The organism is Streptomyces cacaoi, from assembly GCF_006539165.1.
Classification (GTDB): Bacteria; Actinomycetota; Actinomycetes; order Streptomycetales; family Streptomycetaceae; genus Streptomyces; species Streptomyces cacaoi.
This window is the reverse complement of record NZ_BJMM01000051.1, coordinates 1-23203: the sequence shown is the minus strand read 5'-3', so window position 1 is coordinate 23203 and position 23203 is coordinate 1. Positions and strand designations below refer to the sequence as shown.

At 73.9% G+C, this 23203-nt stretch carries 21 protein-coding genes; 11 read left to right on the top strand and 10 right to left on the bottom strand.

Annotation, left to right across the window (positions count from 1 at the left end; genetic code table 11):
- Positions 1 to 67 precede the first annotated feature (67 nt).
- Together SCA03_RS29665 and SCA03_RS29660 are read right to left on the bottom strand one after the other, a co-directional pair.
- On the bottom strand, positions 68 to 2290 hold the full coding sequence (locus SCA03_RS29665; protein WP_086817407.1) for an alpha-N-acetylglucosaminidase: 2223 nt from the start codon (positions 2288 to 2290) through the stop codon (positions 68 to 70).
- A 216-nt stretch (positions 2291 to 2506) separates the two neighbouring features.
- Positions 2507 to 3664 (bottom strand): hypothetical protein, encoded by a 1158-nt coding sequence (locus SCA03_RS29660; RefSeq protein ID WP_030888475.1) that lies wholly within the window; start codon positions 3662 to 3664, stop codon positions 2507 to 2509.
- Positions 3665 to 3938: 274 nt separating this feature from the next.
- Between SCA03_RS29660 and SCA03_RS29655 the strand changes: the two genes are divergently transcribed.
- Entirely contained in the window at positions 3939 to 5165 is a 1227-nt protein-coding gene (locus tag SCA03_RS29655; protein ID WP_030895532.1) for a cystathionine gamma-synthase, read from the top strand.
- 41 nt (positions 5166 to 5206) lie between these two features.
- On the opposite strand, the gene SCA03_RS35340 is transcribed toward SCA03_RS29655, so the two are convergent.
- The 3 genes from SCA03_RS35340 to SCA03_RS29645 form a co-directional block, all read right to left on the bottom strand.
- A complete protein-coding gene (locus SCA03_RS35340; RefSeq protein ID WP_030888469.1) occupies positions 5207 to 5458 on the bottom strand; it encodes a hypothetical protein in 252 nt (83 codons plus the stop codon).
- Positions 5455 to 5988 carry a sigma factor-like helix-turn-helix DNA-binding protein gene (locus SCA03_RS29650; RefSeq protein WP_051856995.1) on the bottom strand — a complete coding sequence of 178 codons (534 nt, stop codon included), beginning with the start codon at positions 5986 to 5988 and terminating at the stop codon, positions 5455 to 5457. Before SCA03_RS29650 ends, SCA03_RS35340 begins: the two co-directional genes overlap by 4 nt.
- A gap of 64 nt (positions 5989 to 6052) precedes the next feature.
- Positions 6053 to 6628 (bottom strand): MarR family winged helix-turn-helix transcriptional regulator, encoded by a 576-nt coding sequence (locus SCA03_RS29645; protein ID WP_230988999.1) that lies wholly within the window; start codon positions 6626 to 6628, stop codon positions 6053 to 6055.
- Between the two features lie 255 nt (positions 6629 to 6883).
- Between SCA03_RS29645 and ilvA the strand changes: the two genes are divergently transcribed.
- The 3 genes from ilvA (at position 6884) to SCA03_RS29630 (ending at position 10323) form a co-directional block, all read left to right on the top strand.
- Positions 6884 to 8167 carry a threonine ammonia-lyase gene (ilvA, locus tag SCA03_RS29640; protein WP_030888458.1) on the top strand — a complete coding sequence of 428 codons (1284 nt, stop codon included), beginning with the start codon at positions 6884 to 6886 and terminating at the stop codon, positions 8165 to 8167.
- Between the two features lie 249 nt (positions 8168 to 8416).
- Positions 8417 to 9463 (top strand): ATP-binding cassette domain-containing protein, encoded by a 1047-nt coding sequence (locus tag SCA03_RS29635; protein WP_086817171.1) that lies wholly within the window; start codon positions 8417 to 8419, stop codon positions 9461 to 9463.
- A complete protein-coding gene (locus tag SCA03_RS29630) occupies positions 9460 to 10323 on the top strand; it encodes an ABC transporter permease (RefSeq protein WP_030895520.1) in 864 nt (287 codons plus the stop codon). Before SCA03_RS29635 ends, SCA03_RS29630 begins: the two co-directional genes overlap by 4 nt.
- Positions 10324 to 10419: 96 nt before the next feature.
- Here the strand turns inward: SCA03_RS29630 and greA are convergent, their stop codons facing one another.
- From greA to SCA03_RS29615, 3 genes are all read right to left on the bottom strand, one after another.
- Positions 10420 to 10917 (bottom strand): transcription elongation factor GreA, encoded by a 498-nt coding sequence (gene greA, locus SCA03_RS29625; RefSeq protein ID WP_030888450.1) that lies wholly within the window; start codon positions 10915 to 10917, stop codon positions 10420 to 10422.
- A gap of 503 nt (positions 10918 to 11420) precedes the next feature.
- Positions 11421 to 12041: a bifunctional 4-hydroxy-2-oxoglutarate aldolase/2-dehydro-3-deoxy-phosphogluconate aldolase gene (locus SCA03_RS29620; protein WP_030888447.1), complete on the bottom strand. Its 621-nt coding sequence runs from the start codon at positions 12039 to 12041 to the stop codon at positions 11421 to 11423.
- 217 nt (positions 12042 to 12258) lie between these two features.
- Entirely contained in the window at positions 12259 to 12687 is a 429-nt protein-coding gene (locus SCA03_RS29615) for a DUF4307 domain-containing protein (protein WP_030888444.1), read from the bottom strand.
- Positions 12688 to 12844: 157 nt separating this feature from the next.
- Here SCA03_RS29615 and mca point away from each other — a divergent pair, with 157 nt between their 5' ends.
- The 5 genes from mca to SCA03_RS29590 all read left to right on the top strand — a co-directional run bounded on the left by mca (position 12845) and on the right by SCA03_RS29590 (position 18009).
- A complete protein-coding gene (mca, locus tag SCA03_RS29610) occupies positions 12845 to 13723 on the top strand; it encodes a mycothiol conjugate amidase Mca (RefSeq protein ID WP_030888441.1) in 879 nt (292 codons plus the stop codon).
- A gap of 3 nt (positions 13724 to 13726) precedes the next feature.
- Complete coding sequence (locus SCA03_RS35605) at positions 13727 to 14083, top strand: hypothetical protein (protein WP_086817169.1); 357 nt, start codon at positions 13727 to 13729, stop codon at positions 14081 to 14083.
- Positions 14084 to 14115: 32 nt separating this feature from the next.
- Positions 14116 to 14781, top strand: coding sequence for a peptide-methionine (S)-S-oxide reductase MsrA (gene msrA, locus SCA03_RS29600; protein WP_030888434.1), 666 nt, complete (start codon positions 14116 to 14118; stop codon positions 14779 to 14781).
- Positions 14782 to 14964: 183 nt separating this feature from the next.
- On the top strand, positions 14965 to 16200 hold the full coding sequence (locus SCA03_RS29595) for a helix-turn-helix domain-containing protein (RefSeq protein ID WP_086817167.1): 1236 nt from the start codon (positions 14965 to 14967) through the stop codon (positions 16198 to 16200).
- A gap of 339 nt (positions 16201 to 16539) precedes the next feature.
- Positions 16540 to 18009, top strand: a complete 1470-nt coding sequence (locus tag SCA03_RS29590; protein ID WP_086818487.1) for an amidohydrolase family protein — start codon at positions 16540 to 16542, stop codon at positions 18007 to 18009.
- 241 nt (positions 18010 to 18250) lie between these two features.
- Here SCA03_RS29590 and SCA03_RS29585 read toward each other — a convergent pair whose 3' ends face one another.
- Complete coding sequence (locus SCA03_RS29585) at positions 18251 to 19990, bottom strand: hypothetical protein (protein WP_230988998.1); 1740 nt, start codon at positions 19988 to 19990, stop codon at positions 18251 to 18253.
- Between the two features lie 591 nt (positions 19991 to 20581).
- Here SCA03_RS29585 and SCA03_RS29580 point away from each other — a divergent pair.
- The gene (locus SCA03_RS29580) at positions 20582 to 20992 is read left to right on the top strand and encodes an acyl-CoA thioesterase (RefSeq protein WP_030895506.1); all 411 of its coding nucleotides are present in this window, start codon (positions 20582 to 20584) and stop codon (positions 20990 to 20992) included.
- A gap of 130 nt (positions 20993 to 21122) precedes the next feature.
- On the opposite strand, the gene SCA03_RS29575 is transcribed toward SCA03_RS29580, so the two are convergent.
- Positions 21123 to 22349: a L,D-transpeptidase gene (locus tag SCA03_RS29575; protein WP_030892151.1), complete on the bottom strand. Its 1227-nt coding sequence runs from the start codon at positions 22347 to 22349 to the stop codon at positions 21123 to 21125.
- 465 nt (positions 22350 to 22814) lie between these two features.
- Between SCA03_RS29575 and SCA03_RS29570 the strand changes: the two genes are divergently transcribed.
- A complete protein-coding gene (locus SCA03_RS29570; protein ID WP_141275753.1) occupies positions 22815 to 23168 on the top strand; it encodes a hypothetical protein in 354 nt (117 codons plus the stop codon).
- Positions 23169 to 23203: the final 35 nt, after the last annotated feature.

The following is a 23203-nucleotide window of genomic DNA, read 5'->3' as shown; positions in this document are numbered from 1 at the left end:
GCGCGGGCCCGCCACACCGCCGGGCGCGGGGACGGGCGCCCGGCGCGGCGGAGGCCGGACGCGCCGCTCAACGCCCCTGCGGCGCGGGCGCCTTGAGGCCCAGGGCGTCCCTGACCTGTGCGGCGATCGCGACGATGTCCCCGGTGGGCTCGGTGGCGCAGGGGGGATGTTCGCGCAGCCACTTCTCCTCCAGCGCGTACCAGTCCACCGGCTCGGGCTCGCGGCCCTCGGCGAGCGCCGCGTCCAGCCCGTCGAAGTACGTGCGCCAGCGCAGCGTGTAGAGGCCGGAGACGAGCCCGGACCACTCGCGGTTGGCGTAGTCGCGCAGTCCGCCCTCGTCGGCGGCCTGCCGGGGGCCCCAGACGGTAAGCAGGGTTTCGGCGTCGTGGGCGAGACGGTCCCGCTCCTCGCGGGAGGAGCCCCAGGAGCGGGCCTCGGCCGTCCACCGGCCCAGCAGATGGCCCGGGTCGGTAGCGACGGCCTTCTCCAGCAGCTCCATCCAGCGGAACCACTCGGCGGTCAGCTCGGTGAAGCGGGCCCGGTCCTTCGCCTCGTACGCCGCGCGGATGCGGGGCAGGAGCTGCCGTGAGCGGTGGGAGACGACCTGGCGGGTGACGTCGAGCAGGTCGTAGCGGTAGCCGGAGCCGGTGCGCAGCGCGGGCGCGACGGCGAGGAGGGCGGGGAGGGCGCGGGCGAACTCCTCGGGGTCGTAGCGCAGTCGACCGGGTGACCAGGAGGCGGCGGTCGTGACGGTGAGGCCGGGGCGGGCGCCGAACAGTCCGTCGTGCGGTTCGCTCCAGGAGTCGGCGCGGGTGGTGCCGTAGGCGGTGCGGCGCAGCACGTCCCAGGCGGCGACGGCGTACGGGTCGGCCCGGCCGCCGGGGCCCGTGCCGTACCGGTAGGCGGGCCATTCGGCGAACCATTCCGCGAGGTCCACCCGGCCCTCCGTCCAGGCGAGGTCGCTGAAGAGCGCGAGGGCCGCCGGGTTGTTGTCGGCGCCCTCGGGCATCAGGGCGATGCCGTCGAGGGCGCTGCCGGGCCTGGTGCGCCAGGTCTCGTACAGCTCGGCCCAGTCGGGGGTGTTGGCGCCCATGGCGGTGTGGCCGCCGAAGTTCCAGATGGAGCCGAAGGCGTAGGGGGCACCGCCCCAGTCCGCCTCGCGGTCGGTGACGTCGGGGAACCGGTCGGAGAGGCCGTCCACGACGAACAGCCGGTCCCGGTCGACGGCGTCGAGGATCTCCTTGCGCGGGTTGTTCTGCCAGCCGAGCAGGGCCCACACGGCGCCCGGGCGTGCGGTGCGCAGCGCCGTCTCCACGGCCCGGGCGGCCTCGCCGACGGGCACGTCCCCGGCCTGTCCGCCCTCGTGCAGCAGGTCCATCTTGTACATGCCGCTGGTGCCGAGGAGTTCGCCCTGCACGGCGTAGAAGCGGGCGGCGACCCGGGCGAAGACCTCCCCGCGCGGGTCGAGCCAGTCGGGGCGGCGGAAGCCGCACCAGTCGCCCTGCGGGACGGTGCGCGCGCCGGGGTTGCGGTCGGCGAACCCGGGCGGGACGGTGCCGAAGTAGCCGGGCAGCACGGGCGTCATACCGAGCGCGCGGGCCCGGTCGGCGACGCGGCGGGCCAGCGCGGCGCGTGCGTCGAGGAGTTGCCGGGTGACGGGGCCGCCGAAGCCGGACATGTTCTGCAACAGCCACCAGGGCTGGTGGGCCGGGCCCGGCGTCCAGGCGCTCAGTTCGGCGGCGGAGTAGCCGAACTCCTGGAAGACCCGGTGGAGTACGGCGTCCGCGCCGAGCGAGAGGAACACCTCGTTGTAGCCGTGCAGGGCGAGCACGTCGAGGGTGTGCTCCCAGCGCTCCCAGGTGCGGTAGGGGCCGGTGTAGCCCTCGTTGGTGTCGTTGAAGACGAAGCGGTGGCGGACGTTCGCCCTCCGCACGATCGGTTCCGCCACGCCGGGCAGCCGGGCCGGCAGCCGGGTCTGCGCGCCGTTCCAGGAGAACGAGGCGCGCGCGGTGTGCCGCAGATACCGGTGCAGTCCGGTGAGTTGCACGGCGGGCGTGGTGCCCTCGACGACGAGCGCGCCCGCGCCGCCCAAGACCCGGAAGACGTCCGCGCCGTCCCGCCGCGCGGTCGTCCGGAACGTCACCTGGTCCGTGTGGCGCGGCAGCAGCCGGGCGAGCGCCCGTGCGGCCTCCCCCGTGCCGTGCGCCGACGCGGTGGCCGCCGGTGCGGCGACGGCACCGGCGCCGGTGAGGGTGAGCGAGGCCAGGAGCGTGCGGCGGGACAGCGGCATGGATCCTCCCGGGACGGCGGAAGCGGAGCGGCACCGTCGGGAGCCTTCACGTGCCCCGTCCGGCGCGTCCATGTACGAACGCACCGGACGCTTGGACATTCGCCGCGCCGTGCGCCGTGTCCGTCACGCCCGCCGCGTCCGTCGCGCCGCCGCGCTGTCGTCCCCTCGCCGCGCCGGGCCGCCGAAGAGGGCGGGCCGGTGGGAGGGCGGGCCCGCTCAGGTCCGCCGTGCGTGCGGCCCGCTCGCCGCCTCCCAGCCGGCGACCGCCAGGGCGCGGTAGGCGGTGTAGGCGGCGGCCGGGTCGCCCTCGTCGACCCAGGGGACGGCGCCGACGTGGCCGTCGACGGCGGCCAGCGCCTCCATCGCCTCCTCGTACCGCTCGGCGCGCACCAGGAACCACACCAGCAGGTGCAGCACATGGGGGCGCACGGGGTGGTCGTCCTCGACCTGGTCGACGGCGTACTCGGCGGCCTCGATGGCGTTGCGGACGGTCTCGCTCTGGTACAGCCCGCGTACGACGTTCACCTCGGGCAGATGGTCGTAGACGGCGAACAGCGGCAGCGCGGGCAGCAGCGTGCCCTCGGGCGCCTGGGCCGCGGCGGCCTGTGCGAAGGCGTCGGTGCGTTCCTTGGCGCCGGAGTCCAGGGCCGTCCAGTACGCCAGGGCCGCCAGATGCGCGCCCATGTGGTGCGGGGCCAGCCGGCGCACGGTCGACCACACCGCGTCGAACTCCGCCTCGGAGTAGCGCAGATGGCGGGCGACGACCAGCTCCGTCAGATACGGCGTGGGGTCCTCGGAGGCGAGCGAGGCCGCGTCGCGGGCGACGTTGCGTGCCTCCTCCAGGAAGATCCGGCGGTCCTCGGAGGTGTCGGCCAGCGCCTGGAAGACCAGGAACTGGGCGTACACCTGGGCGCCGCCGTGGTCGCGGGGCTGCCGGGCGCGCCACTCGCGCAGCCAGCGCGCGTCGGCGGGCCGCGGCTCCTTGCTGAAGGACACGGTGTCCACGGCCTCCGAGGGCTCCTGGTGCCCGTCCTTCCGGGCCCGGGCCAGCTCCATCGCGGCGGCGCCGGCCAGCGACTGGACGCGCTGCCAGCGCAGCTCGTACTCGTCCCCGGTGAAGGCCAGCAGCCGCGCGACGGGCTGCCAGTCCTGGGTGCGCTGCGTCTCCTCCAGCGCCTCGACCAGTTCGCGGTCGGGACCCGGCAGGCGCACATCCAGCTCGTCGGGCGGTACGAAGCCGTACCCGGCCGTGGGATCGACGGCCTGTGCCAGTCCCTGGGCGCCTTCCTTGCGCAGCCGGCGGCGGCGCAGGGCGGGGTAGCCCACCGCGCCGAAGACGGCGGCGAGGGCGATCAGGAGGAGAAGGGCTTCCATGGCGTCGGTCTCTCCACGCGGTTGGGCTCGGCGGCGGGTCGGCGGCGGCTCTGGGTCGGTCTGGGATGTCGGGGGTCGGATCGGGTCGGGTCGGGTCGGGCGGGCCGGGCGGCGGCGGGGCCGTCGGCGCGGGGCGCGCGACGGCTCACCGGCGGGTGCCCCGGCCGGCTGCCGGGAGCGTCCGCGGACGGGCGCCCCGGCACGCCGCCGGTGCGCGGGCACGGTCTGGCCGACCCCGCCCCCCTCCACCGTACGGCCCACTAGTCTCGCTCCCATGAGTGAGCAGCGCGACAACGGCATCGCCGGCGTGGACGCCGGCACGGACAGCGCCGGCGGCGATCCCGCCGGCAGGCACCCGGGCGGCTTCGAGACCCTCGCCATCCACGCGGGGCAGGAGCCCGACGCGGCGACCGGCGCGGTCGTCCCGCCCATCTACCAGGTCTCCACCTACAAACAGGACGGCGTCGGCGGTCTGCGCGGCGGCTACGAGTACAGCCGTTCCGCCAACCCGACGCGTACGGCGCTGGAGGAGAACCTCGCGGCGCTGGAGGGCGGACCGCGCGGCGGGCGCGGTCTCGCGTTCGCCTCCGGCATGGCCGCCGAGGACTGCCTGCTGCGTACGCTGCTCACCCCCGGCGACCACGTGGTGATCCCGGACGACGCCTACGGCGGCACGTTCCGGCTGTTCGCGCGGGTCGCCGAGCGGTGGGGCGTGCAGTGGTCGGTGGCCGACTCCTCCGACCCCGAGGCCGTCCGGGCCGCCGTGCGGGAGCGCACCAAGGCGGTGTGGGTGGAGACGCCGTCCAACCCGCTGCTGGGGATCACCGACATCGCGGCGGTGGCCGAGGTGGCGCACGCGGCGGGGGCACGGCTCGTCGTCGACAACACCTTCGCCAGCCCCTATCTCCAGCAGCCGCTCGCCCTGGGCGCCGACGTGGTCGTGCACTCCATGACGAAGTACATGGGCGGCCACTCGGACGTCGTCGGCGGCGCCCTCGTCGCCCGGGACCCGGCGCTCGCCGACGAACTGGCCTTCCACCAGAACGCGATGGGCGCCGTGTGCGGCCCGTTCGACTCCTGGCTGGTGCTGCGCGGCCTCAAGACGCTCGCCGTGCGCATGGACCGGCACTGCGCGAACGCCGCCCGCGTCGCCCAGCTCCTCCAGGCGCACCCGAAGGTGTCCACGGTCTTCTACCCCGGTCTGCCCGAGCACCCCGGGCACGAGATCGCGGCCAAGCAGATGCGGGCCTTCGGCGGGATGGTCTCGTTCCGGGTCGCGGAGGGCGAGGAGGCCGCCGTCCGGGTCTGCGACCGGGCGCGGCTGTTCACGCTGGGCGAGTCCCTGGGCGGTGTGGAGTCCCTCATCGAGCACCCGGGCCGGATGACGCACGCCTCGGCGGCGGGCTCCGCGCTGGAGGTCCCCGCTGACCTGGTGCGCCTGTCGGTGGGCATCGAGTCCGTCGACGATCTGCTGGCCGACCTCACCCAGGCGCTCGGCTGAGGCGGGCGCCGCCGCCCGGAGGTCCCCGCCCGCCGTCCGTCTCACCATCCGCCGGTGGGCGAGGTGGCGGGCGGCGGCACCGACCACGGTTCGGTGGCCAGCGCCCAGGCGGCGAGGGCCACGGCGGCGGCGCCCAGCACGAGCCAGGCCGCCGCGAGGAGGGCCCGCCGACGGCGCAGCAGGCGGGTGCCGAGCAGGCCGGCCCGCTCGGCGAGGTCCGCCGGCACGGGGCGGCCCGGCCGGTGGGCCAGCAGCCGCCGCACCTCGTTCTCCCTGCGGTCCGGCAGGCTCATACGGCCCCCTCCGTGCCGGGCACGGCGCCGGGCCGGCCCGCGCGGGCGCGGCGGGCGCGGCGCGCACGGGGCCGTGCGGGCGCATCCCCCGCGGGAGGGCGGCTCAGCAGGGTCGCCGTGCCGCGCTCCAGCAGCAGGCGCACCCGCTCGACGGGCAGGCCGAGCGCTGCGGCGGTCTGCTCCTCGCCGACGCCCTCGAACAGCCGGAGCACCAGCACCAGCCGTTCCCGCGGCGGCAGCGCACCGAGCAGCCCGCCGCGGGACCGCCGGTGGCGCCGGAGGGAGAGCGCGTAGCGGGCGGCCAGCTCGCGGCGTGCGTGGTGGTAGGGGTCCTCGCCGCGCAGCCGGGCCCAGTCGGCGCGGGTGCGGGCCAGGGCGAGGACGAGCAGCCGTTCGGCCTCGGGTGCCGCGCCGGGCGGTTCGGCCGTCAGCAGGGTGGCGGCATGCAGGAGCCGGCCGCCCGCGCCCGCGACGAACGCGTCGAACTCCCGGGCGCGGAGGCGTTCCCGCCGTGCACGTCGCTCTCGCACTCCGCGCGCCTCCCCCCGTCATGGGACGGCAGGCGCGCTGATCGAATCAAGAGGCGGGCAGGCCCTAACCGGCCCTGTACTGCTCGGGGTTGGCGGGCCCGCCGGGCGGCAGATCGAGCATGGCGGTGTTGAACCGGGTCAGCAGTGCGCAGAAGGTGGCCCGTTCCTCCTCCGTCCACTCGTCCGTGATCAGCTCCATGAGCCGGCGCCGGGAGGCGCGCACCTCCTCCAGCCGGGCCTCGCCGCGCGGCGACAGCTGGAGGACGACGGCCCGGCCGTCCTCCGGGTGCGAGGTGCGCTTGACGAGGCCGGTTTCGACGAGCGGGGCGACCTGGCGGGTCACCGTCGAGGAGTCGATGCCCATGCCGGAGGCCAGGGCCTTGACGCCCATGGGCCCTTCCTGGCCGAGGCGGTTGAGCAGCAGGTAGGCGGCCCTGTCCATGGAGTTGCGGGCCTGGCCGAGGCCGCCCAGCCGGGTCTGTTCGGCGCGGCGTGCGTAGACGGCGAGCTGGTGCTGGAGTGCGTCCAGCACGGCGGCGGCCGAGGGTGCGGCTTCGGAGGCGGCGCCCGAGGGGGCGTCGGAGGGGGCGCTGCCTTCGGCAGGCACCGTGCGCTGGTCGTCGGAGGTGTCTGTCGTCATGTCCGGTGTGCTGGGCATGTCCGGTGCGCTCGCTTCGTGAGGTCTGCGGTCGGGCTCCGGTGGTCCGCACCGGTGTGGCGGCTGGGTACGGGGTCCGGCCGGATGTTGGCCCACAAGGGTACGCGGAGGGGGCGCTGGTCCGTACCGTCGGTGCACGAACCAGTGACGAACGGCCCTGTGCGCGGCGGCCGGTGGCCCCGGGCCGTGGGGACCGCCCGGGCGGCGGACCCGTCCGTGTACTGCGAGACTGACGGCATGGTCCACAGCTCCACCGGCCCCCGGAACGCCGCCGGTTCCGCTCCTTCCGCCGCCTCCGCCCCGCATCCGGACGCCGCACCGCCCGTCTGCCTGGAGGACGTACGGCTGGCACGCAAGACGCTGGAGGGCGTCGCCCGTACGACGGCGGTGGAGGGCAGCCGTCACCTGTCCTCGCTGGTGGGCGCCCCGGTCCAGCTCAAGTGCGAGAACCTCCAGCGCACCGGCTCCTTCAAACTGCGCGGCGCCTACGTCCGTATCGCGGGGCTCTCCCCCGAGGAGCGGCGGCGCGGTGTGGTGGCGGCCAGCGCGGGCAACCACGCGCAGGGGGTGGCGCTGGCGGCGTCGCTGCTGGGGGTGGAGTCGACGGTCTTCATGCCGGTCGGCGCCCCGCTGCCGAAGGTCGCGGCGACCCGCGAGTACGGGGCGCGGGTGCGGCTGCACGGGCAGGTGGTGGACGAGTCGCTGCGGGCCGCCGAGGAGTTCGCCCGGCGGACGGGCGCCGTCCTCATCCACCCGTTCGACCACCGGGACATCGTCGCCGGGCAGGGCACGATCGGTCTGGAGCTGCTGGAGCAGTGCCCCTCGGTGCGCACGATCGTGGTGGGCGTGGGCGGCGGCGGCCTGATCGCGGGGATCGCGGTGGCCGTGAAGGCGCTGCGCCCGGATGTGCGGGTGGTGGGGGTGCAGGCGGAGGGCGCGGCGGCCTATCCTCCGTCCCTGGCGGCGGGTGCGCCGGTGGCGCTGGAGTCGTTGGCGACGATGGCGGACGGCATCAAGGTGGGCCGCCCCGGCGACATCCCGTTCGGCATCGCGCGCACGCTCGTCGACGAGGTGCGCACGGTCTCCGAAGACGCCCTCTCCAGCGCCCTGTTGCTGTGTCTGGAGCGGGCCAAGATGGTGGTGGAACCGGCCGGTGCGGCGCCGGTGGCGGCGCTCGGCTCGGCGCCGGAGTCCTTCGAGGGCCCGGTGGTCGCGGTGCTCTCCGGCGGCAACGTGGATCCGCTGGTGCTCCAGCGCACGCTGCGGCACGGCATGGCGGCGGCGGGCCGCTATCTGTCGCTGCGGCTGCGGCTGCGGGACCGGCCGGGTGCGCTGGCGGAGCTGATGGCGGCGCTGTCCGGCCTGGACGCCAACGTCCTGGACGTGAGCCATGTGCGCACCGACCCCCGGCTGGGCCTGGACGAGGTCGAGGTGGAGCTGCACATGGAGACGAAGGGGCCGGAGCACTGCGTGGAGGTGGCCTCGGGCCTGCGGGACGCCGGGTACCGGGTGATGAGCTGAGGCGACACGGCCGGCGGCGCACCGCGAGCGACGGACAACGGGCAACGGGCAACGGGCAACGGGCAACGGGCAACCGGACAACGCGCACTATCGCGTAACACATTGACGCGATACATCGCGTTGCTCGATACTGCTGCCCGGGCGCGGCCCTGCGCGCTCCGTACATGCCGGATCTTTCCGGTGCAACTAGCATTTTTCTTCAGCTCCGGTGATGTGCGCGCCGCGCACTCCAGACCCCGGGAGTCCCCTATGCCAGGTGCTATTCACGCCGAGGGGCTGGTGAAGACCTTCGGCGAGGTGCGGGCCCTGGACGGCGTCGACCTCGACGTCCCCGAAGGCACCGTCCTCGGCCTGCTCGGACCGAACGGAGCGGGCAAGACGACCGCGGTCCGGGTGCTGACCACGCTGCTGGAGCCGGACGCCGGCACGGCCGTGGTCGCCGGGATCGACGTGTGCGAGAACCCCACGGCGGTACGCCGGTCGATCGGGCTGTCCGGCCAGTTCGCCGCCGTCGACGAGTATCTGACCGGCCGCGAGAACCTCCGGATGGTGGGGCGGCTCTACCAGATGCCCGCGAGGGAGGCGAAGCGGCGGGCGGACGAACTGCTGGAGCGCTTCGACCTGGCGCACGCCGGCGACCGCACGGCGAAGACGTACTCCGGCGGGATGCGCCGCCGCCTCGACCTCGCCGCCGCGCTCGTCGTCCGCCCGCCGGTGATGTTCATGGACGAGCCGACCACCGGCCTCGACCCGCGCAACCGGCAGAGCCTGTGGGAGGTCATCGAGGACCTGGTCGCGGGCGGGACGACGCTGCTGCTGACCACGCAGTACCTGGAGGAGGCCGACCGGCTGGCGCACGACATCGCCGTCGTCGACCACGGCAGGGTCATCGCACGCGGCACCTCCGACCAGCTCAAGGCGCGCACCGGCGGCGAACGCATCGAGGTCGTCGTCCACGATCCGGCGCACATCCCCGTGGCGCGCGCCGTCCTCGACCGGCACGGACACACCGGCGGCGGGGAGGGCTGCACCGTCGAACAGCACACCCGCAAGCTGACCGTCCCGGTCACCGGCGGGGCCAAGCTGCTGGCCGAGGTCATCCGCGAGCTGGACGCCGAGGGCATCGAGATCGACGACATCGGCCTGCGCCGGCCCACGCTGGACGACGTCTTCATCTCCCTGACCGGCCACGCGACCGAGCCGGGGGACGAGCCGGCAGCCGGGACGGCGGGCGGGGCGGCGCACGACGCGGCGACCGGCGCGGGCGGCACCGGGACCGAGGAGGACGACAGATGAGCGCCATCCCACGGACCGCCGAGGCCACATCCGCCCCCCAGGGGCGCGGCGGCCTCGCCCAGTCGGTCACCGACTCGCTGACGATCGCCCAGCGCAACCTGATCAGAATGGTGCGGATCCCCGAGGTGCTGATCTTCGGGCTGGTCCAGCCGATCATGTTCGTGGTGCTCTTCAGCTACGTCTTCGGCGGCTCGATCCGCATCCCCGGAGCCGGCACGAGCGCCCAGCAGTACCGCGAGTTCCTGATGGCGGGCATCTTCGCCCAGACGGTCACCTTCGCCACGGCGGGCGCCAGCGCCGGCATCGCCGAGGACATGCACAAGGGCCTCGTCGACCGCTTCCGCTCCCTGCCGATGGCCCGCGGCGCCGTGCTCACCGGACGGACGATCGCCGACCTCGTGCAGACGGCGCTGACGCTGATCGTGCTGGCCGCCGTCGCCCTGATCGTCGGCTGGCGGGCGCACGACGGGATCTGGCGCGCCCTGGCCGGCTTCGGCCTGCTGCTCCTGCTCGGCTACGCCTTCACCTGGATCGGCGCGCTCATCGGGCTGTCGGTACGCACCCCGGAGGCGGCCACCTCCGGCGGGCTGATCTGGCTGTTCCCGCTGACGTTCATCTCCGTCGCCTTCGTGCCCTCGGAGAACATGCCGGCGTTCCTGCGGCACATCGCCGAGTGGAACCCCTTCAGCGCGACCGTCGTCGCCTGCCGCGACCTGTTCGGCAACTTCCCGCCGCACTACCGGCTGCCGGACGCGTGGCCGATGCAGCACCCGGTGCTGGCCTCGGTGATCTGGTCGCTGGTGATCATCGCCGTCTTCCGCGTCCTCTCGGTGCGCAAGTACCGCTCGGCGACGGTCTGAACGCCCCGCAGGGGCCCGACGCACGCGACGACCGGCGCCGTGCGGCGCCGGTCGTCGCGAGGTCTCGGTACCCGGGGGCACCGGTAAGTCAGCCGGTCAGGCCGAGTACGGCTTGGCGGCCAGCACCTTGACCGACGCGGTCTTCCCGTTCGGCAGCTCGTACTCGGCCAGGTCGCCGACCTTCTTGCCGTTGACGCCCGTACCGAGCGGCGACTGCGGGGAGTACGTCTCGATGTCCGCGCTCGCGTACTCACGCGAGGCCAGCAGGAAGGTGATGGTGTCGTCCTCGTCCCCGTCGAAGGCGATCGTGACCACCATGCCGGGCTCCACCACGCCGTCGTCCGCAGGAGCCTCGCCGACCTTCGCGTTCTCCAGGAGCTGCTGAAGCTGCCGGATCCTCAGCTCCTGCTTGCCCTGCTCCTCCTTGGCCGCGTGGTACCCGCCGTTCTCGCGGAGGTCGCCCTCTTCGCGAGCCGCCTCGATCTTCTTGGCGATCTCGGTACGTGCAGGACCCGACAGGTACTCCAGCTCGGCCCTGAGCTGGTTGTACGCCTCCTGGGTCAGCCAGGTGACGTTGTCGCTGGTCTGGGTCACAGGTGCTCCTCGTCGGTACTGGGAAACGTTGATGTCGCTGCTGGCGCCGCGTGTGCGGCGTACTGCGGGACGCCTGCACATGCAGCAGGTGCGGCGTGGACGGCGGATACCGCACACGCCGCACCACGACAGCCGGACGCCGGCCGGTGAGCCGGTCAGCCCCGCGGGCTGCCGATCACCGGCCGGCCGTCGGCCGGCCTCCGGCCCGCGTCGTGGCAGCCGTCGGCCCATGCAGCAAACGCCCTACCAGGAAGCCTGCGCCTCCAGTGGTGGGCGAAACCACGAGCTTAACAATTTCGGCGGAAAAGGGAAGAAGGTTGAAGCCTCTGCCCAGGTCACAGCGGTGCTGTCGGGCGGGATCCGGATCGCTCACCGGGTCCGGCCGCAGCCTTGCCCGTCCGCCCCGTCACCCCCAGGCTATCGAACACAAGCTCGAACGTCAGGCGACGCAACAGCGCCCCCGCACCCGCGGGCCCGCGCCTTCGACCCGGCGCCCCGCCGTTTCACCTCGCCCGCGCCAGGGCGTCCAGCAGGGCGGCCACGCGCGCACCGGCGGCCCCCGCGCCGCCCGAGGTCAGCGCCGAGCCCATCCCGCAGGCCACGGCGCCCGCCGCGATCCACTCCGGCGCGTTCTCCACGGTCACACCGCCGGTCGGCACCAGCGGCGCCTGCGGCAGCGCAGCGCGCACATCGCGCACCCACGACGGGCCGACCGCCGAGGCGGGAAAGAGCTTCAGCGCGTCCGCGCCCTCCTCCAGCGCGCGGACCATCTCGCTCGGGGTGCTCACCCCCGGGAAGACCGGCACGCCGTAGCGGTGCCCCGTACGGATCACCTCGCGGTGGAGGCTCGGCGAGACCAGGAAGCGGGCCCCGTGCTCGATCGCCGCCCGGGCCGCCGTCGCGTCCAGGACGGTGCCGGCGCCGACCAGCGCGCCCGGCCGGGCCGTGGTCAGCTCCTCGATGGCTCTCGTGGCGCCCCGGGTGGTGAGGGCCACCTCGACGGCGTCCAGCCCCGCGTCCAGGACGGCGCCCGCGGCGGTGGCCGCCTCGGCGGGCGTGGGGGCGCGGACGATGCCGAAGGCGCGCTGGGCGGTGATGGCTCGGGTGGCTTCGTGACGGTACATGGGCGGGCGCACTGCTCCCTGCTGGTTCTGTGCTGGTTCTGAGCTGGTTCTGTCGCTCCTGCCACTCCTGGACGGAGACGGCACTCCTGCCTCCCCTGCCCACCCCGCGCCGTTTCGTGCACGGAGATTCGCGCACAGGGCTGCGCGCACGGGGATCGGTGCGCGGGGATTCGCGCACGGAACCTCGGCCCGCCCCGCGGCCGGGGGGTGCCCGTGGTCAGCCGGCCCGGCAGCCGACCAGCTCGGCGCTCGTGGCGCGGGACGTCGTGCGCACCGGGATCACCGTGTCGACGCGGGAGGGGTCCGCCGCGATCCGCGCGTCCTTGCGGCCCACCTCGGCGCCGTCCTCGGCGCGGGTACGCAGGGTGCACACCCCTGCCGTCCCGGCGTCCTTCCGCACCTCCAGATGCACCTGCACCTCGGTGTCGGAGGCCACCTTGAACTTGATCAGCTCGCCGCTGACGTCCTGCCCGGTGATGTAGGAGACACCGATCCAGCCGACCAGCGCCAGCAGCAGGACGCCCAGCACACCGCCGGTGATCTTCAGCCGGCGGTCGGTGCGCGCCCCGTCCCGGCCGCTGCCCACGCCCTGGGCCCGGGTCCGTCCGTACCGTCCCTCGGGGACCTGCTGGCGCGTCTCAACCATGGTCCGATCCTCTCCGGAACGTGCGGGGGGCACCGGGAATACAACGCGGGCCCGATTCGGTCACTATAGAAGCCGCCCGCGATACCGCTGAGGGCGGGCTGGAAGCCGGCGGCGGTGAAGGCCGCGGGCCCGGCATCGACCTTACGAGGATTGAGTCTTGACTGAGCAGCTGCGACTGATGGCCGTGCACGCGCACCCGGACGACGAGTCCAGCAAGGGCGCGGCGACCATGGCGAAGTACGTCGACGAGGGGGTGGAGGTGCTGGTCGCGACGTGCACCGGGGGTGAGCGCGGTTCCATCCTCAATCCCAAGCTCCAGGGCGACCCCTACGTCGAGGAGCACATCCACGAAGTCCGCAAGAAGGAGATGGACGAGGCCCGCCAGATCCTCGGCGTCCGCCAGGCGTGGCTGGGCTTCGTCGACTCGGGGCTGCCCGAGGGCGACCCGCTGCCCCCGCTCCCGGAGGGCTGCTTCGCGCTCCAGGACGTGGACGAGGCGGCGGGCGCGCTGGTGCGCCTGATCCGCGAGTTCCGCCCGCAGGTGATCACCACCTACGACGAGAACGGCGGCTACCCGCACCCGGACCACATCATGACCCACAAGATCACCATGGTGGCCTTCGAGGGCGCGGCCGACACCGAGAAGTACCCCGAGGCCGAGTTCGGCCCGGCCTGGCAGCCGCTGAAGGTCTACTACAACCAGGGCTTCAACCCGCAGCGCACCCACGCCATGCACAACGCCATGCTGGAGCGCGGTCTGGAGTCGCCGTACGGCGAGTGGCTGGAGCGCTGGGAGAAGTCCCGTCTGAAGGAGCGCGAGATCACCACCTACGTGCCCTGCGGCGACTACTTCGAGATCCGGGACAAGGCGCTGATCGCGCACGCCACCCAGATCGACCCCGACGGCGGCTGGTTCCGCGTCCCGCTGGAGATCCAGCGCGAGACGTGGCCGACGGAGGAGTACGAGCTCGCCAAGTCTCTCGTGGGTACATCCCTCCCCGAGGACGACCTCTTCGCGGGCGTCCGCGACAATTGATGCATGAGCGCGACGCAGACGGCACACTCGGCGGCGGTCCATCTCCTGCCCCTCGCGGAGAAGGACCTGGATGAGAACAAGGTCACTCCCGGCGTCCTCGGCTTCATCGTCTTCGCGGTGATCGGCCTCGCGGTATGGATGCTGATGAAGTCGATGAACAAGCACATGCACCGCGTCGACTTCGAGGAGGGCGCAGGCAACAGCGGGGGCGGGAATTCCGGCGGCGGCGCGAGCGCTGACGTCCAGGAGGCCGCCCCGGCCACCGCGGGTGCCGTAGCGGCGTCCGCCTCGGGGACACCCTCCCCGGGGAAGAAGCAGCCGGCGGGGAGCGCCTCGCCCCCGCCCGAGACGGCGGGCTGAGCCCGCCGTCCCCGTCGCGAACAGGAGAGCCCATGCTGTTCGGCAGGTTCGACAACCGTCTCCCCACGCCCGACGAGGCCCTGCCGGGCCGCGCCGAGCCCGCGTACTCCGTGCCCGAGCGCCACACCGTGCTCGGCACCCCGCTACAGGGCCCGTACCCGGAGGGCCTGGAGATCGCCGACTTCGGCATGGGCTGCTTCTGGGGCGCCGAGCGCGTCTTCTGGCAGACCGAGGGCGTCTGGACGACGCTCGTCGGATACCAGGGCGGCTCGACCCCCAACCCCTCCTACGAGGAGGTGTGTTCGGGCCGCACGGGCCACACCGAGGCCGTCCGCGTCGTCTACGACCCGGCCCGGGTCTCCTACGAGACGCTGCTGAAGCGGTTCTGGGAGGGGCACGACCCCACCCAGGGCTTCCGCCAGGGCAACGACGTCGGCACCCAGTACCGCTCGGCGATCCACACCCACACCCCCGCGCAGGCGGCCTCGGCCGAGGCGTCGCGCGCGGCCTACCAGCAGGTCCTCACCGCGGGCGGCCACGGCACCATCACCACGGAGATCCTCCCCGCGGAGGGCCGCCCCTTCCACCCGGCCGAGCCGTACCACCAGCAGTACCTGGACAAGAACCCGGCCGGCTACTGCGGCATCGGCGGCACCGGCGTCTCCTGCCCGATAGGCATCGCCCCGGCCGGCGACTGAGGCCGCCCCCTCCCCGACGACTCCGCACAGCTCGTCACAGCGCAGCGGCTCCTCCCACCCGACGCCCCGGGCCGGGAGGAGCTGCTGCGTCAGCTGCCGCATGCCGGGGTGAGCCGGGCCCGCCGACGCGGGGCGCCGGTGGGCGTAGCGTGGAAGGCACGTCTACCTGGCGGGGGTGCGCGGATGTACCACGAGCACGAGACGATCGGCGACCGCATCGGGCGACTGCGGGAGCGACGCGGGCTGACCCAGGAGCAGTTGGCGGAACGGGCCGGGCTCTGCGTGGACACCGTGCGGAAGCTGGAACAGGGCCGGCGTCTGACGGCCCGGCTCGCCACACTCAACAGGCTGGCGCACGCCCTGGACGTGGAGACGTCGCTGCTCGTCGGCCGGCCCGCGACCTTCGAGGCCCGGCGCGGCGACGCGGATTCCCCCTCGGTCCTGGCCCTGCGCCGGGCCGTCGCACCGGTGGGTGACCTCCTGCGGGAGGAGCCCGACCCGGAGGCCCCTCCGTCGCTGCGGGCGCTGCAAAACGCCCTGCGCTCCACGGAGAGGATCCGGCGCGAGGGGCGTATGGGGGCCATCGGCAGCCTGTTGCCTCAGCTCATCGAGGACGCCCGCGCGGCGGCGCGGGCGCTCCGGGGAGAGGAGCAGAGGGCCGCACACGCTGTCCTGGCCGAGGCGTACCAGGTCGCGGCCACCACCCTCACGGCCCTCGGCAAGGAGGACGCGGCGTTCACGGCGATGGAGCGCGCCACGGAGGCGGCCCGGAAGTCGGACGATCATCGCTTGGAGACCGTCGGTGCCGCCACCCTGGCCTGGATCTTCACCAAGCAGGGCCGTCTCGAAGACGCCCTGCACCTCGCCCTCCGGTACGCGGACCGCGCCGAACCCGGTTTCCGCTCCGGCCCGACCGACCTGTCCCTGTGGGGTGTTCTGCTGCTGCGCGCGGCAACTGCCGCCGTACGCCAGGGAGAACAGCAGCACGACCGCGTCGAAGAGCTGCTGCGGATGGCCACGGCTGCGGCCGCCGCCGTCGGCGCCGACCGTCTCGACTATGCGACACCGTTCGGCCCGGCGAACGTCGGGGTCGCGAAGGTCAACTTCCTTGTGGAGATGGACAAGAGCGGCGAAGCCGTCGCTTCCGCCCGCTCCGTGCCCGGGCTGGCCGAGCTTCCTCCCACGTGGCGGGCGCGCTTCCACGTCGACCGCGCCCTCGCCCATACGGATCTGAAGCAGGACGACCGTGCTGCTCGTGCACTGCTGATGGCGGAAGGGGACGCTCCGGAGTGGATGCGGTACCACGCCACGAGCCGCCGCCTCGTGTCCGAGCTGCGGAGCCGGGAGCGCCGACGCTCGTCCCCCGTCACGGAATTGGCGAACCGGCTCGACCGGGCGCCCCACCCGGCGGCGGGGTGAGCCGTCCCGCCCCCGGGAGGCGGTGGCCGGCATGGAGCCGTTGCCCTTTTTCTCTTGCTTTCCGGTCTGTGGAAGGTTGATTTCGGCCAGCAGAGGTTGAGTGGGCTCAACGCCCCTCCCATGTGCGGGAGTTCGCCCTTGTGCACGGTGGGTGGGGTGCGGGAGGCAGGTCGGGGTGGGGGTTGGTGAGGGTATTCGCCGGGTGCAACGGGTTGGGTGCGGAAGGGGAGGGAGCGGGGGTGGGGTGGGTTGGTGTGGAAAGTTGGTTTCGGATTATGGAGTTGTGAGGGCCGGTTCGCGCCTTGTTGGTGTACAGACAGGTGGCGATAGAACACCGCAATGACCTCAGCCGAGAACCCCCGTAGCGAGGGGACCCCCACCAGCCCCGACATCCCGGTCACGGCACCGCCCCGCCGCGCCCGCCTCAGCCGGCGCAGCGTGCTCGCCGGGGCGGGCGGCATCCCGCTCGCCGCCGCTGCCGGTGACGCCTTCGCACGGGGCGGGACCGCCGCCCCGGACGCCGGGCGGCGGCGCACGACGCTGCTCAAGAACGCCTCGCTCGTGCTGACCATGGATCCGACGCTGGGCGACGGCGAACTCGGCGCGCTCGACAGCGGGGACGTCCTGCTGCGGGACGGCAGAATCGCCGCGGTCGGGCGGCGGCTGCGCGCCCCGGCCGGTGCCGTCGTGCACGAGGTGTCCGGCCGGATCGTGCTGCCCGGGTTCGTCGACCTCCACAACCACCTGTGGCAGTCCAGCATCCGGGGCGGCTGCTCCGGCCAGGACCTCAACGGCTGGCTCGCGGAGTGCAACCGCGCGACGCTGCCGAAGATCGGGACCCGCGACATGTACCGGTTCGTCCACCTCTCGGCGCTGGACGCCCTGGACACCGGGGTGACCACCGTCGTCGACTGGGTGCACGCCATCCCGCTGGACAGCAGCGAGCAGTACGTCCGTGCCCTGGACGACACGGGGCTGCGCTTCGTCTACGCCATGGCCACCGCCGAGGGTGAGGAGGGCCTCGTACGGCAGGTCCACAGGGAGCTGCTGGATCCGCTGCCGCTCGCCTCGCTCCAGGTCGCCGTGCACGCCGGGGTGGAGGGCATCGAAGCGCTGCGTGCCTCGCACGAGGTGGCCCGGGAGCTGGGTGTGATGGTCAACTCCCATGTCCTGGAGCACCGTAGCGACCGCGCGGCCGAACAGATCCGTGCGCTGCCCGAGGTCGGGGCTTTCGGCCCGGACCTGCTGATGAACCACGCCATCCATCTCACCGAGGAGGAGCAGGCCCTGGTCGCCGAGCACGACGTCCGGGTGGCGCACTGCCCGCTCAGCAACATGCGGCTCGCCTCCGGCATCATGCCGCTGCCCGCCCTGCACCGGCGCGGCGTCAAGGCGGGCCTCGGCCACGACGGCGGCACGAACGACACCTCGGACATGTTCGCGCTGATGAAGGCGGCCGTGGGCCTTCAGCGGGCGCGGCACGAGGACGCCGAGGTCTATCCGGGCATTCCGGCGGTGCTGCGGATGGCGACGCTGGGCGGTGCGGAGGCGATCGGCATGGACGACAGGGTCGGCTCGCTGACGCCGGGCAAGCGGGCGGACGCGATCGTTCTCGATCCCGGAACGCTCAACTTCGCGCCGCGGATCGACTGGACGAGCCAGATCGTCCTCAACGGGCAGCCGCCGAACGTCAGCGACGTCTACATCGACGGGCACCGGCGGAAGGCGGACGGCACGCTGACGGGCGTGGACGTCGAACGGGTCGTCCGGGAGGCGGAGTCCGCCGCCGGGCATCTTCGGACGTCCTGAACGTCCGGGCCCGCGCCGTGGGTCGGGCAGGCGCGTTCCGGTCGCCCGCCTCCGTGCGTTGGGCAGGCGTGCCCGGACGCCCGCCTCCGTGCGGCCCGGCGCGGCGGGTTCGGCGTCGCCCCCCCCGGACACCCCCCGGGCACCCCCCGGACGCCCGACCGCCCGACCGCACCGCCGACACCCCACACCGCCCGGCACCGCACAGCCCGGGCCGCACCGCCGAAGCCGCACCGCCGGGGCCTCACCGCCGCTGCGGTCCCGGCCGGGCGGTGTCGGGCGGTACCGCGATGCGCCAGCCGGAGGCGTAGGTGCCGGGTACCGGGTGGATGCGCCAGCCCCGGCGGGCGGCCCAGTCGGGCAGCGGGCGGTTGCGCAGTACCAGCGCGCTCGGCCGGACCGGCGGGCCCTGCCCGGTGTCCGGCGGGCCCTCCCCGGTGTCCGGCGCGCGGGCGGGCCCGAGGGCGCGGCAGCCCGCCGTGTGCGCCACCGGAATCAGGGTGCGGTTCCCGGCCAGCGCGCACGGCGGGGTCACCCCGTGCGCACGCAGGGCGCGTTCCACCAGCCGCCAGTCGCCGCGGGCACCGCTCTGGATCCCGCGGTGCACCGTCACCTGGTGCAGCTGCACCCCCAGGTGCGTGGCGGCCAGCAGACAGGCGAGGACGCGGGCGGCCACGGTGACGCGGGCGGTGACGGCCGGGTGCCGGCCTTCCCGGGGCGTCAGCAGGGTGCGGGCCCCCTCGACGGCGACGGGCGCGAGCAGCGCGTAGGTGGGGAGCAGGAAGCGGGGCGCCGCGTAGTCCACCAGGAAGAGGTACGGCGCCGCGACCGCCAGCCCGGCCGCCACCGGCACCACGGCCGCGGCCCTGCGTCCCGCGCGGTGGGCGGCCCGCACGCCGAGCAGGACGAGGGACGCGAGCAGCAGCCACCAGACGACGGCCCCGCCGAGGCCCGAGGCCGTGCAGGGCCGGCAGAGCAACGGCCCGTCGAGCGCGGCGAGATGCTCGGGGAGGGAGAAGACGGGCCGCATCCCGCCCTGCACCTCGCCGGCGGCCCGCAGCCGCGCGCCCACCCCGCCGAACCGCACCCACGCCTCCACGACCCAGGGCACCGCCCCCGCCGCCACACCGGCGGCCACGGCAGCGCCGGCCCGCAGCCGGGCGCCGGTGGGCCGGGAGCGGGCACACAGCGCGGCGCCGATCAGCACCAGGGCGGGCCACACCGTGTCGTTGGGCCGCATCAGGGTGGCGACGGCCAGCGCGGCGGCCGTCGCGAGGCCGAGCCGGCGCGCCGTGCGCCGCTCCGGCCCGCGCACCAGACGCAGCCAGCAGCCGACGGCGGCGGTGCAGCCGGTGGCCACGTAGTGGTTGGGCATGGCGGCGCCCGCGTAGAACAGCGCGAACCAGATGCTCCCGTAGCCGGCCGCCGCCCATGCGGCCGTGCCGGGCCGGGACGCGGCCCGCAGCCAGGGCCGGTAGGCGAGGTAGAGCGCGGCGGCGGCGAGGAGCGTCAGCCAGCAGCGCAGCAGGACGACGGAGCCGCTGAACCAGGCGACGGGCGCGAGCAGCACGGGCACGCCCCGGGTGCGCGGCGCGCTGAACGGTGTGGTGGGCGCGAACTCGGCGTACCGGCTGGCGTAGACGAGCTCGTCCCAGCCGAGGGGCAGCCGGGGTCCGACCAGCAGCAGGGAGAGCGCCCCGAACGCGACGCAGACGGCCACGAGTCCGCGGTGGGCCCGGCGGCGGGCCGTCCCGTCCGGGTCGGCTGTGCCGCCGTCCGGCGCCGGGCGGGGCCGGGCCGGCCGTCGCCACGGGGCCGTCGTCCGGCGCGGTTTCCCGGACGCCGGCCCGGTGCCGGTCGACAGAGGCTGTGGGCTGCCGGGAGGCGGCTCCGGTGGGCTGCCGGGCGACGGCTCCGGGTGCTGGGGGCGCGGGGCGTCCGGACGGGCACGCCCCGGCAGGGCGAGCCAGGTGAAAGGCGGCATGCCGGGCATCATGCCGTCACGCGGCACTCCACGGCACACCCTTTCGGTGTGTGCCGTACCGGGACGCAACGGGTCGCGATGCAACGGACCGGCTCACAACCGGCCGGTGTCCGGCGCCCGTTGGGGTCCGGGGGCGCCAGGCCGGGGCCCCACGCCTCGTCGGCACCCGTGCAGCGCGCCGCCTTTCGTGGCCGTCCCGCCGGTCTCCGGGGCCGTCGGCGGGCGGTCGGTCGATCCGGGGGAAGACCCGGCCGGTGCGGGGCCCCGCGGGGGACCTGGTTGGATGACGGACGAGTGCACCGGCCGGAGCGGTGAGCCGGGCGACGCGGGGAGACGGCCGCCGGGAGCCGGACGCCGGACGCCGGGCACGGGAAGTCGGACGCCGAACGCCGGGTGCTGGAAGTCGGGTTCGGTGGGCGCCGGTTGCCAGGGGCCGGGCTCAGCGGCCGGCGCCGGTGACCAGGGGAACGATCAGGGACACGAGCAGGAGAACAAGGCGTGGGAGAAGGGGAACAGCAGGTGTCCGCAGTGCGGGACGGGAAGGGGCCGCTCGGCCCGGACAGCAGCCACGACGAGTCGTTCCGCGTGCCGGTGACCGTCCGCGGCTACGAGACGGACACCCAGGGGCACCTCAACCAGAGCGTGTACCTCCAGTACGCCGAGCACGCGCGCTGGTCGCTGCTGTCGGCCGCCGGGATCGAGCAGGCGGAGATGGTCGCGGGCGGCGTGGGCCCGGTGGTGCTGGAGCAGACCGTGAGCTACCGCCGGGAGCTGCGCGCCGGGGACGAGGTGACGGTCAGCTGCTGCTTCGAGTGGGACGTTCCGGGCAGCGGCAAGCTCTTCCGGCTGTACCAGGCCATCCGCACGGCGGACGGCGCACTTGCCGCCGACATCACCAGCCTGGGCGGCGTCATGGACCTCGCCCGGCGCCGCCTGGTGCCCGATCCCGGCGCGACCCTGCGCGGCCTCGCGACGGACCCGGCTCCCCTGGGCCTGGCCTGACCCGACGGCGGGATGCGCGGCGCCGCCCGGCCGGGGCGGGGCGGCGTCCGGCGGCGTCCGGTCCGGGCCCCGGACAGCACGAAGCCCCACCCTCCGCGCACACGGCGGAGGATGGGGCGACGGGCAGGCGTCAGACGGCCGAGCCCTGCTTCCACTCGTCCCAGCTCATGTTCCAGCCGTTGAGCCCGTTGTCCGGCTGGACCGTCTTGTCGGGCGAGCCCTTGACCTCGACGATGTCGCCGACCAGCGAGTTCTCGTAGAACCACGCGCCGTCGGTGCTCGGGTTGCCGGCACCCTGGCTGTCCTTGAGGCCCACGCAGCCGTGGCTGGTGTTGCCCGAACCGAAGGGCGCGCCCCAGTAGTTGCCGTGGATGAAGGTGCCGGAGGTGGACAGGCGCATGGCGTGCGGCACGTCCGGGATGTCGTAGCCCTCGGCGCCCTTGCGGCCGAACCCGACGGTCTGGCCGTCCATCCGGGTCTCCTTGTGCTTCTCGGAGATCACCATCTTGCCGTTGTAGGTCGGGTTCGACTGGCTGCCGGCGGAGATCGGAATGCTCTTGATCGTCTTGCCGTCGCGGACGACCTTCATCGTCGAGCTCTTCACATCGACGGTGCTGATCTGGGACCGGCCGATGTTGAAGGTGACCTTCTTGTCCTGGACACCGGTGTTGCCGTTGCCGCCGTTCACGCCGTCGAGGTCGAGATCGAGCGTGACCTTGGAGTTGGGCTTCCAGTACTCCTCGGGGCGGAAGTCCAGCCGGTCGTCGCCGAACCAGTGCCCGACCACTTCCTGGCCGCTGGTCGAACTGACCTTGATCGCGGACTGGACGGCCTTCTTGTTGGCGATCTGCTTGTCGAACTTGATCGACACCGGCATGCCCACGCCGACCGTGGAACCGTCCTCACCGGTGTAGGTGCCGATGAAGCTCTTCTCCGGCGAGACGGTGGAGAACTTGGCGTTCTCGTACGCCTTGCGGCCCTCGCTGTCCTTCGCCTTGGCGGTGATCTCGTACTGGGTGGCCCGCTCCAGCTGCTCGTCGGGCTTCCAGCTCCTGCCGTCGGCGGAGATCTTTCCGGCGACCTCGGTGCCGCTCTGTGCGGCCTTCATGGTCACGCTGGTCAGCTTGCCTTTGCTGACCGTGACGTTGCCGCCGGAGTTGATGCTCGCGTGGGTCGAGCCATCCTTGGTGGCGATCTTTATTCGTGCGTCCGACGTGTCCTTGTTACCCGATATGTCGGACTTCGCGGACGCGTTGTCGGCGCCCCCGTCGTCACCCCCGCAGGCTCCCAGCGTCAACACACCACCGAGCACCACGGCCGTGGCCGCGAGGACCCTGCGGCGCTTCCCCACCGTCATCACTGGCTTCTCCATTTGCCTTCGAAAACCCCATGTCTCCCCGGTTGGCGGCGTACGCCCCAGAGCCCCCGAAAACGGACACGCGGACGACAGCGCCATGGAAGAGAACGCACGGATGCATATGACCGGTTCCACTTTCTGTAAAACTGTGGGCTGGGACACGTATTCGGTCACTTCCGGCACGAGGGGACCTCCCGTACCAGACCACGACGCTCCGCACAGGCCCGGCGAGAGCGGACCCGCACCGCCCCACCGGAGCGGAACGACGGCTTCCCCCAACGCCCGACGAGTCAGTAACATCAGCCTGTGTACGGCGAGTTCACGTCCCGACGCCGTACCGCGACGCCGTGCACCGCGTACCCGTGTGCCTGTGTACCCGCGTACCCGTGTACCCGCGTACCCGTGTACCCCACGCACGGCTCCCACCCCCGTTGTTGTCCCCCCGTACCCAGAAGGACTCCGCACGTGTCCGGTCCCGGACTCTCCCCCCTCTCCTCTGCCTCCTCCGCCATGGGCCACGCGTCCCCCTCGGGCCCCGCCGCATCCCCGTCTTCGCTCTCGTCCCGCTCCTCGCTCGCCGCACACCGCCGCCCCCTCGCCACCGCCGCGGCCGCCGGCGGCCTGCTGCTGGCCCTCTGGTTCGTCCCGTCGGCCAACGCCGCCCCCGACGGCCCGGACGATCCGGCGCCCGGCGCGCCGCACAGCCGGGTCCACCACGACGCCCCCGACGGGCCGCACGGCGCCACCGCCGCCGAGGACGACGGCCGGGACCGGGACGCCGCCCTGCACCGGGGCACGGCGGCGTCCGACGCCCGCTGACCGGAACACCGGCGTCCGGCCCGGGTGTCCGCTCC

Bases quoted from the DNA above. Each gene is read 5' to 3' on its own strand.
- SCA03_RS35605 (WP_086817169.1), top strand. From the start codon at position 13,727: ATGAGCGCGACGCAGACGGCACACTCGGCGGCGGTCCATCTCCTGCCC.
- SCA03_RS29615 (WP_030888444.1), bottom strand. From the start codon at position 12,687: ATGGTTGAGACGCGCCAGCAGGTCCCCGAGGGACGGTACGGACGGACC.
- SCA03_RS29630 (WP_030895520.1), top strand. From the start codon at position 9,460: ATGAGCGCCATCCCACGGACCGCCGAGGCCACATCCGCCCCCCAGGGG.
- SCA03_RS29575 (WP_030892151.1), bottom strand. From the start codon at position 22,349: ATGACGGTGGGGAAGCGCCGCAGGGTCCTCGCGGCCACGGCCGTGGTG.
- msrA (WP_030888434.1), top strand. From the start codon at position 14,116: ATGCTGTTCGGCAGGTTCGACAACCGTCTCCCCACGCCCGACGAGGCC.
- SCA03_RS29645 (WP_230988999.1), bottom strand. From the start codon at position 6,628: ATGACGACAGACACCTCCGACGACCAGCGCACGGTGCCTGCCGAAGGC.
- SCA03_RS29660 (WP_030888475.1), bottom strand. From the start codon at position 3,664: ATGGAAGCCCTTCTCCTCCTGATCGCCCTCGCCGCCGTCTTCGGCGCG.
- SCA03_RS29595 (WP_086817167.1), top strand. From the start codon at position 14,965: ATGTACCACGAGCACGAGACGATCGGCGACCGCATCGGGCGACTGCGG.
- SCA03_RS29655 (WP_030895532.1), top strand. From the start codon at position 3,939: ATGAGTGAGCAGCGCGACAACGGCATCGCCGGCGTGGACGCCGGCACG.
- SCA03_RS29665 (WP_086817407.1), bottom strand. From the start codon at position 2,290: ATGCCGCTGTCCCGCCGCACGCTCCTGGCCTCGCTCACCCTCACCGGC.
- SCA03_RS29620 (WP_030888447.1), bottom strand. From the start codon at position 12,041: ATGTACCGTCACGAAGCCACCCGAGCCATCACCGCCCAGCGCGCCTTC.
- SCA03_RS29635 (WP_086817171.1), top strand. From the start codon at position 8,417: ATGCCAGGTGCTATTCACGCCGAGGGGCTGGTGAAGACCTTCGGCGAG.
- SCA03_RS29590 (WP_086818487.1), top strand. From the start codon at position 16,540: ATGACCTCAGCCGAGAACCCCCGTAGCGAGGGGACCCCCACCAGCCCC.
- ilvA (WP_030888458.1), top strand. From the start codon at position 6,884: ATGGTCCACAGCTCCACCGGCCCCCGGAACGCCGCCGGTTCCGCTCCT.
- SCA03_RS35340 (WP_030888469.1), bottom strand. From the start codon at position 5,458: ATGAGCCTGCCGGACCGCAGGGAGAACGAGGTGCGGCGGCTGCTGGCC.
- SCA03_RS29585 (WP_230988998.1), bottom strand. From the start codon at position 19,990: ATGCCGCCTTTCACCTGGCTCGCCCTGCCGGGGCGTGCCCGTCCGGAC.